This is a genomic window from Desulfomonilia bacterium, assembly GCA_036567785.1.
Taxonomy (GTDB): Bacteria; Desulfobacterota; Desulfomonilia; order UBA1062; family UBA1062; genus DATCTV01.
Genome location: DATCTV010000037.1, coordinates 45,861 through 59,518 on the forward strand (window position 1 = coordinate 45,861; position 13,658 = coordinate 59,518).

A 13,658-nucleotide genomic window follows, 5' to 3' on the forward strand; every position below is an offset into this window, starting at 1 on the left:
CCTCAACCTTGACTCGATGTTGTTTTTGCGCATAACGTTGCGCGCATATTCGAAAAAGGAGGACGGCCATGGAAGATAATATAAGAAAAACTGCCATTGCAGGGTCATGGTACCCGGGGACTCCGGAAGTGCTTACAAGGGATATAAGGAAATATTTGGATAATGCCAGTATAAGTCCGTCAGTAAAAAAACCTGCAGTAATCATATGTCCCCATGCAGGGTACATGTACTCAGGGCCTGTCGCCGGGTATGCCTACAAGGCCGTATCAGGCCATAGGTATAAAAATGTTGTGGTAATAAGCCCGTCGCACAAGGCATTTTTCCCGTTTGTCTCTGTCTGGGCGATGGGCGGCTTCGAGACGCCTCTGGGAAGGATTGACATAGATACAGAACTTTGCAGTTCGCTCATGAATTCTTCACGGTATATCCGTGATGAAAGATCTCCTCATGTTACAGAGCACGCACTGGAAATCCAGCTGCCTTTCCTCAAGCATGTTCTAGGAGAGTTCAGCTTGTGTCCCCTGATTATGGGAGAGCAGTCTCTACCAATGTGCAGGGAACTTTCAGAAGCTCTCGAAAAGGCTATTCCGGACCCTGAAGAAACGCTTGTTGTAGCAAGCTCCGACCTTTCGCACTTCCATCATGCCGAACGCGCTCACGTAATGGACAAAAATTTGGCAAAACTTATCAGCGGGTATGATATCGAAGGCTTAAGCGATGCAATTGATTCGGGCAGGAGTGAAGCATGCGGCGGGGGCCCGATCATGGCCGCCATGCTTTATGCAAAGGCAAAAGGAAGGACGGACGTTAACGTCCTGAAATATGCAACATCCGCCGATATAACCGGCGACAGGTCTTCTGTAGTGGGTTATCTTTCAGCGGTCATTTCATAGGACCGGAGAGTTTGATGGACAAAAAGAATGCAATTAATGAACTGATCAAAAAGAAAGTCGTCATACTTGACGGTTCAAACGGTGTCCTTCTTCAATCAAGAGGTATGCCGGCAGGGGTCTGTCCCGAGGCATGGGGGCTTGAAAATCCCGGAGAATTGAAAAGGGTTCACTCAGAATATGTCAAAGCAGGCGCCGATGTCATTTATACATTTACCTTCGGGGGAAGCAGACCTAAACTGAAGCAATACGGCATAACCGATGTATATAATACAAATAAGAAACTGGCGGAGATTGCCAGGAGCGCCATCGGCAACGATATTTTCGTAGCCGGCGACATCGCCCCGACCGGCCTGTTTGTGGAACCATTCGGCAGCCTTCTTTTCGAAGATGCAGTGGATATATTCAAGGAGCAGGCTCAAGGTCTTATTGACGGCGGCGTTGACCTTTTTGTTATCGAAACCATGTTGGACATACAGGAGGCAAGGGCAGCGCTTATTGCTGTAAAAGAGCTCACCGACGCCTTTACGATAGTGACCATGACCTATGAACCGGGCGGAAAGACCCTGGGCGGAACAGATCCTGTTACTGCACTGATAACCCTTCAGGCCCTTGGCGCCGATGCAGTCGGATGCAATTGCTCATCCGGTCCGGAGCAGATGCTTCCGATAATCGCCATGATGAAGCCTTTCGCCAAGGTGCCCCTTGTGGCTAAACCCAATGCGGGTTTGCCGAAATTGGTTAACGGCAAGACCGTTTTCGACATGGATGCGTCCGAGTTCGGGTCATTCGGAAGGGCCTTTACCGAGGCAGGCATCAATATGCTGGGAGGCTGCTGCGGCACGACCCCTGAACATATAAAGGCTGTTGCGGAGGCTGAAAAGGATACGGTTCCCAGACCTCCTCTCATTAATGCTATTTCTGCGCTCAGTTCGGCCAGGTCCCATATAATACTTGATAATGAAAGACCGGTTGCCATCATCGGTGAGCGCATCAACCCTACAGGGAAAAAGATGCTGCAGGCCGAATTGAAGCAGGGCAGTCTCAGCATGGTTCGGCAGTTTGCCCGTGAACAGAATGATGCCGGAGCAGACCTTCTCGATGTCAATGTAGGCGTCCCGGGGATTGATGAACCTGCCGTCATGAAATCGGTGGTAGGGCTGCTTTCATCCATCACTGACCTGCCGCTTGTAATTGACAGCTCGAAACCCGAGGCAATCGAAGCTGCATTAAGGCTTTATCCGGGCAGGGCCCTGATAAATTCGATTTCAGGTGAAGAGGCCAAGATCAGGGCGTTACTACCCGTGGCGGCGAAATACGGGGCCATGTTCATACTGCTGCCGCTCACCGACAGCGGTATCCCGAGGACGCTTGATGATAGAAAAGCGGTTGTGGAAGCTATCTTCGGCGAGGCACAGTCTTATGGGTTCACAAAAGATGATATCGTTGTTGATGCCCTCACCATGACCGTCTCGGCAGAGCAGGATGCTCCCAGGGTGACTCTCGATACAATAGAATGGTGTACTGATGTTTATCATGTCCGTACCTTGCTGGGGCTGTCAAATGTCTCGTTCGGCCTGCCCGAGCGCAGGTGGATAAATGCATCATTTCTTGCAATGGCCGTTTCCAGGGGCTTGAGCATGGCGATTGCAAATCCGTCAAGTGAAGAGCTGATGGCGATTAAGCTTTCTTCTGATGTCCTGACCGGGCGCGACAAAGGGGCCAGGTTCTACATATCCAGATATGCCTCTTCCCGGAACAATGTACCTGAGAAGGCCGACGTTCTGTCCCCTTCCCGTCAGGTGGCCAGGGCTATTCTGGACGGCGACAGGGATGATGTGGCAATGTTTATTGAAAAGGCGCTTTCAGCAGGGTCTGATGCAGGCAGTCTTGTAAACGATGTCATGATCCCTGCAATCAGACAGGTTGGCGACCTGTACGAAAAGGGCACATATTTTCTGCCTCAGCTTATCGCCAGCGCCGAAACCATGCAGAAGGGATTTGCCTTTCTTGAACCCATGCTTGATCAGGCATCAAACGCCAGTAAAGGCCGTATTCTCATGGCGACCGTAAAGGGAGACATACACGACATCGGAAAGAATATTGTCGTTCTTCTGCTCAGAAACAACGGGTTTGAGGTGATTGACCTGGGCAAGGATATTCCGAGTGAGGCTATCATCAAGGCGATAAATGAATACAGGCCTGATATTGTAGGCTTATCTGCATTGATGACCACCACCATGACAGTAATGAAAGAAGTCATTGAGCTTGCTCGTGACCGGGGTATTATCTGTCCGTTCATGGTTGGTGGTGCGGTTGTGACAGCCGAATATGCCGCATCAATCAATGCGGCATATGCAAAAGACGGGGTGGAAGCCGTGAAGGTTGCTGAAGGACTGATCCGTCAGGTCACTTCTTCCTGAGCAGCTCTTCGATCTGATTGGGCAGGTCTCTGCACATGTAGCAGAATACCCGGCCATCCTTTCCAATGAGTATTTTTGTGGGTACTCCCCTTACGCTGTAGTCAATACCGACGCTGCCATCGGAATCAAGCAGGGTCGTATAAGGTATCTGGTATTTCTCTATGTAGGATGAGACCTTTGCCTTGCTCTCATTCATGTCAATCGCCATTATTTCCAGCTTGCCCTTATATTTCTTGTGCATTTCCTTCAGCTCGGGTACTTCCTTCTTGCAGTAGGGGCACCATGTGGTCGTGAAATAAAGAAGCACGTTTTTACCCTTGAAGCTGTTCAGTGAAACACTCTTTCCGTTCATATCCTGAAGCGTGAAATCAGGCGCTTTCGGATTATTGGCTGCAAAAACGGATGCTGCCATGAAGGACATCAGGAATAAGGTTGCCAGAGTTACAATAAGCCTTTTTTTCATTTCATTAGGTCTCCTTTTATATTGAAAGCCTGCCTGCCATGAACAGAAAATATTCACCTATCCCGAGCATTACCAGACCGAAAATCTTCTGTACCCATACCATCCAATTACCGGGTTTTGGAAGACTTTTCATAAGCCCGGTAAAAATGCCTACAAAAAACAGTATTGTCCCCATGCCGATTGCAAATACGAACAGGAGGCTCATGCCATAGACGACATTCTGCCTGGCCGCCACATAACCCAGAACGACTCCGAGAACAGGCGCTGTGCACGGGCCTATCACGAGCCCCGAGACTATTCCCATGAACAGCCCGCCGATGATGCCCACCTTTTTGCCGTGGGTGCCTGTCATCTTTATTCCGGGTATGTAAAAAGTATAAACGCCCAGCATGGAAAGCCCGAATAGTATGAAAACATTCGCCAGTATAAAATATGTCCATGGGTTTGACTGTATCTTGCCGAAGAAGGTTCCCGTGAATGCCGCTATTGCGCCGAGCACGGTGTATGTGATCGCCATGCCGAGTATATATACTGATGTCTTGATTACTGCTTCGCCGCGTCCTGTGCCGCTGCCTCCTACATATGCAACGGTTATGGGTATTACAGGGTAAACGCATGGCGTAAGGCTTACAAGAAACCCTCCCAGGTAGACAGCCAGATATGACATCAGCATTGAAGAGCGAAGATGAATATCTATATTATTTATAAACCCATCAATCATGCCAGGTCCTTCAGGAGCCTTTCCATTTCATGTTTTGTGGGCTCTCCTGCAATGCGTTCAAACTCGGTCCCATCTTTGAATGCGATAACCGTAGGCAGGCTCAACACACCCATTTTTGACGGGGTTTTTGTGTTTTTGCTTATGTCCATTCCTCCGAAAACAATTTCGGGATATGTCAAAGAAAGGTGTTCCATGAAAGGTTCCACCTTCTTGCAGCCCGAACACCACGGGGAAGTAAAAAGGACCACCAGCCTGTTCCTTGAGAGTTCATCGATATTATTGTCCGTTATTTCATTGAGCATAACAATTATACTAACATAAGCCTTCTTTATAGACAATTGGTACACTCCATTCCTTGTTGATTAGGATCAACAGGTAAGCAATTGACCTGATTCTTAAATTATTCGATAATCAACACTTACTTAAAAAGGAGGTTTTATGAAGACAGAACTCAGGATAGCACTCATTATAATTATACTGCTTGTTTGCGGGTGTTCACATGCACCGAAAAGCATCCCGGTTCAAAAGGCCGAACCTGTATCCATAAATGAGGATGCAGCAATAGGAAGACTCTGCAGCGCAATAAAATTCAAGACAATTTCTTATGATGATCCGTCGATGATCGATTATGCACCCTTTGACGGATATCTGGCTTTTATCAAAAGCGCATTTCCGTTGATAAATAAAAATCTTAAACTCGATATGATCAACGGCTACAGCCTGCTTTATACATGGCAGGGGAGTGATCCTTCACTCAGGCCCGTAGTGCTCATGGCGCATTATGATGTCGTGCCCGTCGATGAAAACACGCTTAAAGACTGGAAGCAGCCACCGTTCAGCGGCAATTTTGTCGACGGCATTATATGGGGCCGCGGTACTCTCGATAACAAACACAGTATGGTTGCTATAATGGAATCCGTGGAAACGCTTCTTCGGGCCGGGTTGATTCCCAAAAGGACGATATACCTTGCTTTCGGCCATGACGAAGAAATCGGCGGCATGAACGGTGCGGCAAAGACTGTTGAATTCTTGAAGGCAAAGGGCGTCACACCGGAATTCGTGATAGATGAAGGGGGCTGCGTAAAGACCGACGGTATTGCAGGAGTAAAGACCCCGATTGCATTGATCGGCATCTCTGAAAAAGGCAGCCTTAATATGCTTCTTGAGGTAGATGACAAAGGCGGCCATTCCTCCATGCCTCCAAGGCATACAGCACTTGGCAAGATCGCCCGGGCCATCACCAGGCTTGAAAATTATTCATTTCCTGAAAGCCTCTCCATGCTTGAAAAGACAATAAAACCCGTTGCGCCGAAAATGCCCGGTCTGAACAGGTTCGTGGTTACAAACACATGGCTTACCGGACCTCTGGTAAAATCCATGATGTCAAAATCACCTGACACCGCCGCTTCGATCCATACGACCATAGCCGCGACACAGGCTTCGGGCAGCTCAAAATCTAACGTGCTTCCGACAAAAGCTACCGCAGTCGTAAACTTCAGACTTTTCCCCGGGGACACAGTGGCCGGAGTTGTAGAAAAAGTTAAGAAAGTGATTGACGACCCTGAAGTTAAGGTAACTGCAATGACGCCCAATTTCGAGGCATCTCCTGTTTCAAGCACATCTTCGGCAGGGTTCTTTGCGATTGTCAAGACCGTAAGGCAGACGCTTGATGACAAGGAAGAAACAGCCATCACGCCATATCTGATGCTGGGGGGCTCTGACGCCAAGCATTTCAGCAGAATTTCACCCGACACCTATCGGTTCCTTCCTGTTTATATGGATAAAAAACAGCTTGATATGATTCATGGTACAAACGAAAGCATTGAGGCAAAAAATTATCTGAGGATGATACAGTTCTATTCGCAGCTTATAAAGAATGTTCAGTGATAGCCTGAAAGTGGCGGGTTCAAAGCAGAGCTGAAGGCATCGGAGAAATATCAATACCGACCTGATTCTGCAATTTTACCCGCCACTTGATGCTTGATAAATGACCGGTTATCCCTCCTGAATTTAGTTGATAACATCCATGATTTCTGGGTATAGTGTCCGGCTGAGTACACAAGAAAGGGGGAATAAAAATGAGTTATTCGGTGGGTCATGAAAAACTGAACGCATGGGTTAAGGAAATGGCGGAGATGTGCAGGCCGGATGGCATCCACTGGTGTGACGGCACTAAAGAGGAATATGACCGTCTCATGAAGGAAATGGTAGATGCCGGCCAGGCTACGCCTCTTAAGAAAAGGCCGAACAGCTTTCTGTTCCGTTCGCATCCGAGCGACGTGGCAAGGCTTGAATCGAGGACCTATATAAGCACGACAAAACAGGAAGACGCAGGCCCGAGCAATATCTGGATGGCCCCTGACGAACTTAAAAAAATAATGACAGGCTTGTATACAGGATGCATGAAGGGCAGGACGATGTACATTATCCCGTTTTCCATGGGGCCTGTCGATTCCCAGATTGCAAAAATAGGCATTGAAATTACAGACAGCCCCTATGTTGTATGCAACATGCATATAATGACAAGGGTCGGTACAAAGGTCATAGAGAAGCTAGGATCTAACGGGGAATTCATACCCTGCATGCACTCTGTTGGCGCCCCTCTTGAACCTGGCCAGAAGGACGCGTCATGGCCGTGCGCGCCTCTCGATAAAAAATACATAAGCCATTTCCCGGAGGAGAACCTGATATGGTCCTACGGCAGCGGTTACGGCGGGAATGCGCTTCTCGGCAAAAAATGCCTCGCGCTCCGCATAGCTTCGGCAATGGCCAGACGCGAAGGCTGGATGGCCGAGCACATGCTTATATTGAGGCTTACTAACCCTGAAGGGAAGCGCTATCACATATCCGCGGCGTTTCCGTCGGCCTGCGGCAAGACGAACCTTGCAATGCTGACGCCTACGATCCCGGGCTGGAAATGCGAGTGCGTAGGCGACGACATCGCATGGATAAAGATGGGACCTGACGGCAGGCCATATGCCATTAATCCGGAATCAGGATTTTTCGGTGTTGCTCCCGGCACTTCATACAGTTCCAATCCGGCTGCGATGGATTCAATCAAGGAAAACACCATATTCACCAACTGTGCCCTTACCGATGACGGGGATATCTGGTGGGAAGGTATCGATGCACCGGCACCTGTTCATGCTATAGACTGGAAGGGAAATGACTGGCCTAATGATGAAAAGGCCGTGGCAGCCCACCCTAACGCCAGGTTCACCGCACCCGCAGGGCAGTGTCCTGTAATCTGTCCCGACTGGGAAAAGCCGGAAGGTGTTGCAATCGATATCATGATATTCGGCGGAAGGCGCGGCAGCGTGGTGCCGCTTGTCAATGAGGCTTACAACTGGGACCACGGCGTATTCCTCGGCTCGACTGCATCATCCGAGACAACAGCGGCAAATATCGGCGCTGTCGGAAATTTAAGGCGCGACCCGTTCGCCATGCAGCCGTTCTGCGGATATAATATGGGCGACTATTTCCAGCACTGGCTTGACATGGGTGATAAGCTTGGTGCAAAGGCGCCCCGCATATTCTATGTGAACTGGTTCAGAAAGACAGCGGAAGGAAAATGGCTGTGGCCGGGCTTCGGCGAGAACAGCAGGGTACTCAAATGGATGTGCGAACGGGTAGACGGCAAGGTCGGAGCTGTTGAGACCCCGATAGGTCTCATGCCGAAACCGGAAGACCTCGACCTGAGCGGTCTTGCTATCTCTGGCGAAGACCTCAGGGAACTCCTGAGAGTGGATGTTGATGCATGGAAGGCTGAAATTCCTGATATTGAACAACACTATGCTAAATTCGGCGACCGTCTGCCTGAAAGGCTGGCAAAGCAGCTCAAGGAACTGGCAAAAAGGCTTGGTTGAGCCTTCCAGAATCAGCGCCCGGTTTTAAAGCCGGGCGCTCAAAAAACATTAACCGGGAATTCCTGTTCCCGTAATCGTACAGGTTGTCACACAATTGCTGTTCTGGCTTTCATAAGCTATCTATGTCACGGACGAACTGATTATTATCTCAAGAGCCTTATTGCATCCTGTTCAATCCTGTGCAAACTTCAAATATAAGAAAACGTGTTTTTTGAAAAAAATTTCTGGGGGAACACAGTGGCCAATGTCATGTGGAAACTTACCAAGGGAATCCTGTACGGGAAAGGTATAAAACTTGGAAGTCTGGACGGTTATGAACGTCTTATTGCCGCGATCTACGGTACGCCTGACAGGGTGCCTGTGTTGCTACAGCCTTATCTGTATGCCATGAGGCTGAACGGGCTGTCCGGCAGGAAATTTTTCAGCGAGCCGGTCCCCTTCATCAATGCCTCATACAATACGGTAAGGTATTTCGGGGTTGATTCATGGTCCCCGGTGTTTGACTTTTACAACATCGAGGCCGAGGCGCTAGGACAGAGGCTGGTCTGGGATGAGCAGAGGGAGCCTTTCGTCGATACCCATGACCCCCTGATAAAAGAGAAAAAGGACCTTGGTTCCCTCAAACCGCCCATTCCTGGAAAGAGCGGCCGCATGCCCTTTGTACTTGAGGCCTACGGACGCTTCAAGGAAATCATGGGTATGCCGCCCATATGTTACAGCTGTGCACCGTTTACACTGGCGGTGCTGATCCGCGGGCTTAGAAAGCTCATTGTCGATATGTACAGGGACCCGCGCTTCGTGCATGATCTCATGGAGTTTCTCGGCATGGAAGTCGTTGTCCCCTGGATAGAGACCATGGTCAGCCTGACGGGTGCCTCCATGGTAGCGATGTCCGATGCACAGGCGAGCCCTCCAATTGTATCCCCGGCAATGATCCGTGAGTTCTGCCTTCCCTATGTCGAGAAGGTCATAAGGGCGACATCGACGCCTCAATGCACCGTTATAGACACGGGTACATGGGGCGAGAGTCATGTGAAAGATCCCCGTGAGGTGCTCGATATCAAGATGGATATGATGCTTTCGGGAAATAACCTCAATTTTATGCGGCCATATTACCTGCTGGTCTGGCATGAGGACTATGAGAAGATCGGGATCCCGCTTGTCCGCTCGTTTGCTGATGAGAAAAAGGTCTGCCTTATGCTGAATGTACAGTACGATATCTTAAGGGAAGGTTCTCCGGAAGAGATCGCCGGGAGGGTGCGCAGGATTATCAGGGAAGGCGCGGGAAAAGGCAGATTCGGCATTCTCATCAACATGGTTTCCGTGGATACGCCGGTTGAAAATGTCCATGCCGCGGTCGAGGCGGTTAAGCAGTTCGGCGCATACCCGATAACCGGTGATATCGACAGGCGAACGTTCATCAGGCCCACTTTCCCGCCTTTCGAGAAGTGGGTGAAAAAGCACGGCCTGCCTGTATAATCCATTAAAATAAACTAATCTATAAAAGTGCTAAATGCCCTGCACGTAACCACTGAATAATATTACTGTAATTGTATCTGAAAGAATATCAACATTTTATGAAATTTTTTAAAGTTTTAATTTTGAAATTCCGAATACGGTAAATAGTAATAAACAAACCAAAGGAGGAGTTATGAAGAAACTACAGGTAACAGGTATAGTTGTGGCGCTGATGATCTTAGGTTTTGCCAGCTGCGCGCAGGCTGCTGAGATCGGAAAGGATTGGAAGGTTGGTCTTGGATTCGAGAGCATGTACGCAGGTCCGCTTCTGAACGGACTCAGCGCACGGGTTTGGACAGGTCCTCTGGGGATGGAGGCAGATCTCTTACAGGGTAATGCAAAGCTTAAAGTTAATAATTATCCTGATGATGGCCAAAGCACGGAAACAAAGGCGAATATATGGGCAGGAGAACTGAAAGCCATGTATGCATTTGTTCAGAACAAGAACAGTAATTTCTATGCCGGTGCAAACGTCAACTATGCGAGTTTCAAGGTAGATGCCGATGCAGGCAGCGGAAAAGGTTCTTTATGGACATACGGGCCATTCATAGGCTCAGAGTTCAATTTTGATGCAGTACCAGAGGTTGGCTTCAATTTTGAAGTCGGCTACATGCTGAACAATGGCAAGGCCAGTGTTGATGATTCTGATGTCGATGCCAAAATTGACATGTACGGGATTAACGTAGGCATAGGTGCTCACTATTATTTCTAAGGATTGAACCAGGGATAACTATTAAAATTAAAAGGACGTTGATTGTTCCAATCAGCGTCCTTTGATAACTTCACGTGACAGTCAATTTGCATCAATTTCGACCCCGAAGAATATCCGCTTTTCTTTAAGATTCTTGATATCGGTATTAACAATAACCTGACCCTGGAAATATCCGGATTTGTTAGGTGGCGTCAGGTTGAGTTCAAATCTCTTTTTTTCATTGGGTTTTAAGACCGTTTTTTTAAAGGCGGGATTTATTGACCCGGCGCCTACAGGATTCACACTTATACCCAGTAGTGTGATATTATCCTTGCCGCTGTTCGCGATTATAAACTCCCTTGTTAACTTCGAACCGGTAATGGGCCTGCCGAAATCTATATATGGCGGCGTTATAGAAAGTATTTCGTTTATGATGGCAGTTATCGTGATTACAACTTCCTTGTTATTCGGGTCGTTTGTCTCGATTTTTATTTCCCTTTTATAATTCCCCCTAATGTTTGCTGTCGGGATGCTCACCTTTATAACATCCGATTTGCCCGGTTCAATGGAATAGGGAGTTTTTGCCTTGACGCCTCCGCAGCCGCAGTCCTTTGCAGCAAGTGTAAGCGGCTGATCGCCTTTGTTCATGACAACAAAATCATGCATAATCATTGTACCCTGAGAAATGCTGCCTGCATTATACATTGGCATCTCGAAGTAAGCCCTGGGTGAACCGAACGCTGCCCCTTCACAAACAACCATCATCGCCAATAGAACCGCATAAAACCTGATGTTCTTCATAATGCAATCTCCTTTAATAATTTTATACCGGAAAAAATAAGAGTTCATTTTTTATCCGGTCTGATTCATCATTTGTGAAGCCGGATTATCTTGGGACATGAATATTGCAGGGAACTTTGAAGCGCCCCATATAAGAGAATCCTTTTGTCTGATAACCGGTCTTGAATTTGACGACCAATCCTGGCCCCCTTTCTGTTTTCCGCTGCCTTATCTGCAGCGGTACAGGCAGGAAGCTAGCCGGTCAGCTGCGGTAAAGCATTGGCGAGGTCATTAAACAGGAACCATCCTGGTTCCCTGTTTAAGCCTCATATTTGATATATTCGTTTGTCTTTCACAATGTTCCCTTTTCTGCCGATAATTATACTCAAGTCCTAAATAGCGTTTTTATACCATAAGTCATTCGTAATGTGTCCACATTCTGATAATTTTAACCGTATGGATTTCTTTTAAAATTTGGTAAATTAAACGATGCTGTATGTTGATTCTTCGAGAGTATGCCCCGGTCAGGTCGCCCACAATTTTCTCATATGGCGGTGTATTTTGAAAAGGGTCTTCTCTGAGCAAATCCAGCAATCTTATTACCTGTGGTTTCAGACCGGACTGTTCAATTCTTTTTGCATCTTTTTGCGCCTGATTAGTGAAAACCAGTCTCCAGCTCACCAGCCGGGTTCCTCCTTGCACTTTCCAACAGGCGTCTTTAAACCCTTCTTAATTGATTCACGCATGCCGGCAATGGACGTCAGATATAGCGTTTCCTCAATTGAGCGCCAGTCTTCCTCTGAAATGAGAATCGCCGAATTTCTCTTACCGATAATCTGAACCGGCATATGTGTATCTTTAACTTCGTCCACAAGATTGTAAAGGCGCTTTCGAGCGTCTGATGCTGTTAGCGTTGTCATAATTCTCAACCCCCTTAACGTACGTTATGCAGTACGCCATATTCATGCCATTGTCAAAATATTTTAGGTTGGCGATAGAATAAAAGCTGCATGGCTATTATTCTTGAAAATGTGGTTAAACAAACATCAGAAAAGAAGGATTCCACACATTTGTTCGGAAAGACAAAGAATCCGGCTGCTGTTTGCTACATCAAGAAGAAGGGGTGACAGGGCGTTATAACAATACAGACCGCGAAGCGACGAAATCGAGGAATGAGGCGTACACTGACGTACGCCGGAATGACGAGATGAGGAGTGACAATGGTATGTAAAGTTATAACGCCCTGTCCCTAGACTATTTCGGCGAGCCTGTTGACGAAGGACCAGGTATCTTTCCAGCCTAAGCACGGGTCCGTAATCGACTTTCCATAAGTATTTTCACCCGGCTTCTGCGCCCCTTCAACAATATAGCTCTCAACCATGAGCCCTTTGACCATTTTGAGGAGCCTGTTCGAATGTCTTCTGCTCTGCATTACCTCCATGCCAATCCTGGGCTGCTCCTTGTATTTCTTGTTTGAATTGGCATGGTTGGTGTCGACGATTATTGCCGGGTTAAGAAGCTGCCTGTCATTGAAGCTCTCCGCGACCATCATCAGGTTTTCATAGTGGTAATTGGGGATGCTTCTGCCGTAATGGTCCACCGCGCCCCTTAAGATTGCATGGGCCTGCGGGTTTCCAGATGTCCGCACCTCCCAGCCGTTATGAAGGAACACATGGCTCTGCTGTGCGGCATAGATTGAATTGAGCATGACCGAGATGTCTCCGCTGGTGGGATTTTTCATGCCGCACGGCATATCGCAACCGCTTATCGTAAGCCTGTGCTGCTGGTTTTCAACCGAACGTGCGCCTACGGCGATATAGCTCAGGAGGTCGTCAAGGTATGACAGGTTTCCCGGATACAGCATCTCATCTGCGGCAGGAAGTCCCGATTCGGACAGCGCCCTGATATGAAGTTTCCTTAAAGCCTTTATGCCTTCGGTTATATTGGGCTTCTTGTTCGGGTCGGGCTGGTGCATCATGCCCTTGTAGCCCTCGCCGGTCGACCTGGGTTTGTTGGTATAGATGCGCGGAACAAGGACAAGCCTGTCTTTTACCTCTTCCTGCAATTTTGCAAGACGTGAGACGTAATCGCATACGCTGTCCTCGTTGTCCGCCGAGCAGGGCCCTATAATAAGGAGGAACTTATCACTTGAGCCTGTGAATATGTTTCTTATTTCTTTATCTTTTTGATTTTTCAAAAGGCTTAATTCGGATCTCATGGGGATTTCATCTTTGATTTCTTCCGGGCCCGGTATTTTGTGCATATATTCAAAGCTCATCTATACTCCCTCAAATATAATTTTTCAT

The 13,658-nt window shown here is 48.0% G+C and carries 13 protein-coding genes; 6 read left to right on the plus strand and 7 right to left on the minus strand.

What is annotated here, in order from left to right; translation table 11 throughout:
- The first annotated feature begins 68 nt into the window (after positions 1–68).
- Positions 69–893 (plus strand): AmmeMemoRadiSam system protein B, encoded by an 825-nt coding sequence (gene amrB, locus VIS94_10920; GenBank protein ID HEY9161584.1) that lies wholly within the window; start codon positions 69–71, stop codon positions 891–893.
- 14 nt (positions 894–907) lie between these two features.
- Complete coding sequence (locus VIS94_10925) at positions 908–3,313, plus strand: homocysteine S-methyltransferase family protein (GenBank protein ID HEY9161585.1); 2,406 nt, start codon at positions 908–910, stop codon at positions 3,311–3,313.
- Here the strand turns inward: VIS94_10925 and VIS94_10930 are convergent.
- The 3 genes from VIS94_10930 to VIS94_10940 are packed head-to-tail and all read right to left on the minus strand — an operon-like array spanning position 3,300 to position 4,835.
- Positions 3,300–3,776, minus strand: a complete 477-nt coding sequence (locus VIS94_10930) for a TlpA disulfide reductase family protein (protein HEY9161586.1) — start codon at positions 3,774–3,776, stop codon at positions 3,300–3,302. The genes VIS94_10925 and VIS94_10930 overlap by 14 nt on opposite strands.
- Before the next feature lie 16 nt (positions 3,777–3,792).
- Positions 3,793–4,497 (minus strand): cytochrome c biogenesis protein CcdA, encoded by a 705-nt coding sequence (locus VIS94_10935; protein HEY9161587.1) that lies wholly within the window; start codon positions 4,495–4,497, stop codon positions 3,793–3,795.
- Entirely contained in the window at positions 4,494–4,835 is a 342-nt protein-coding gene (locus VIS94_10940; GenBank protein HEY9161588.1) for a thioredoxin family protein, read from the minus strand. Before VIS94_10940 ends, VIS94_10935 begins: the two co-directional genes overlap by 4 nt.
- A gap of 100 nt (positions 4,836–4,935) precedes the next feature.
- Between VIS94_10940 and VIS94_10945 the strand changes: the two genes are divergently transcribed.
- From VIS94_10945 to VIS94_10960, 4 genes are all read left to right on the plus strand, one after another.
- Positions 4,936–6,384: a M20 family peptidase gene (locus tag VIS94_10945; protein ID HEY9161589.1), complete on the plus strand. Its 1,449-nt coding sequence runs from the start codon at positions 4,936–4,938 to the stop codon at positions 6,382–6,384.
- A gap of 191 nt (positions 6,385–6,575) precedes the next feature.
- Positions 6,576–8,363, plus strand: a complete 1,788-nt coding sequence (locus VIS94_10950; GenBank protein ID HEY9161590.1) for a phosphoenolpyruvate carboxykinase (GTP) — start codon at positions 6,576–6,578, stop codon at positions 8,361–8,363.
- A gap of 237 nt (positions 8,364–8,600) precedes the next feature.
- A complete protein-coding gene (locus tag VIS94_10955; GenBank protein ID HEY9161591.1) occupies positions 8,601–9,842 on the plus strand; it encodes a uroporphyrinogen decarboxylase family protein in 1,242 nt (413 codons plus the stop codon).
- Positions 9,843–10,014: 172 nt separating this feature from the next.
- Positions 10,015–10,593 (plus strand): hypothetical protein, encoded by a 579-nt coding sequence (locus VIS94_10960; protein HEY9161592.1) that lies wholly within the window; start codon positions 10,015–10,017, stop codon positions 10,591–10,593.
- A gap of 81 nt (positions 10,594–10,674) precedes the next feature.
- Here the strand turns inward: VIS94_10960 and VIS94_10965 are convergent, their stop codons facing one another.
- From VIS94_10965 to VIS94_10980, 4 genes are all read right to left on the minus strand, one after another.
- A complete protein-coding gene (locus tag VIS94_10965) occupies positions 10,675–11,373 on the minus strand; it encodes a DUF1573 domain-containing protein (protein HEY9161593.1) in 699 nt (232 codons plus the stop codon).
- 396 nt (positions 11,374–11,769) lie between these two features.
- Positions 11,770–12,033: a Txe/YoeB family addiction module toxin gene (locus VIS94_10970; GenBank protein HEY9161594.1), complete on the minus strand. Its 264-nt coding sequence runs from the start codon at positions 12,031–12,033 to the stop codon at positions 11,770–11,772.
- Entirely contained in the window at positions 12,030–12,272 is a 243-nt protein-coding gene (locus VIS94_10975; GenBank protein ID HEY9161595.1) for a type II toxin-antitoxin system Phd/YefM family antitoxin, read from the minus strand. The genes VIS94_10970 and VIS94_10975 overlap by 4 nt, the downstream gene beginning before the upstream one ends.
- A 329-nt stretch (positions 12,273–12,601) precedes the next feature.
- Positions 12,602–13,630: a 3-deoxy-7-phosphoheptulonate synthase gene (locus tag VIS94_10980; protein HEY9161596.1), complete on the minus strand. Its 1,029-nt coding sequence runs from the start codon at positions 13,628–13,630 to the stop codon at positions 12,602–12,604.
- Positions 13,631–13,658 lie beyond the last annotated feature (28 nt).